The organism is Vibrio sp. 1288, assembly GCF_033344475.1.
The window spans coordinates 1-603 of record NZ_JAWPOX010000787.1 but is presented as its reverse complement, the minus strand read 5'-3'; the positions used below and the strand labels follow the sequence as shown (position 1 = coordinate 603).

1 protein-coding gene is annotated in these 603 nt (G+C 46.3%); it reads right to left on the bottom strand.

The features are described from left to right. Positions 1-603, bottom strand: a 603-nt coding sequence (gene tolA / locus R8O11_RS29370; protein WP_318195141.1) for a cell envelope integrity protein TolA, incomplete at both ends; no start/stop codon positions are given.

Here is a 603-nt window from a genome sequence, read left to right as displayed (position 1 = left end):
GTGCGACCGTAAGGTTAATATCCTTCAGCCTTTGGTTAACTGTTGAATCGGTTGACATCGGGAAACTTGGTACTTGTGCAATTGCACTCTTTGCAGCAGCACATACTCTAGAGTCACCAGAAAGCACGTTAACTGACGAAACAATCATGTCAGTTCCCGTAGGAATCAGCTTAACGTTAACTCTACACTCCTTTCCCAATAGGTAGTCATCCTTTAGCAATCGGCTTTGAATGAGCTGAATATAGATTGAACTGTAGCGGGAAACCTCATCAGCCACAAATTTCCCCTGAGCCTGTTGGTTTGCACTCGCTTCACTTTCTAGGCCAGCAAAAATATCATCCAGTGCGGCTTCTTGCTCTTTACGCTCACGTTCTAAACGCTCAAGGCGCTCTTTTTCTTTACGTGCTTTTTCCGCAGCTTCTTTTGCCGCCTTCTCGCGAACTACTCGCTCTTGTTCCGCTTTGGCAATCGCCGCTTCTTTGGCTAAACGTTCCTGCTCTGCTTTACGTACAGCTTCTTCTTTCGCTTTACGCTCTTTCTCAAGTTTAGCTGCACGCTCTTTTTCTTGGCGAACTCGTTCTTCTTCTGCTTTGCGTTCCTGCT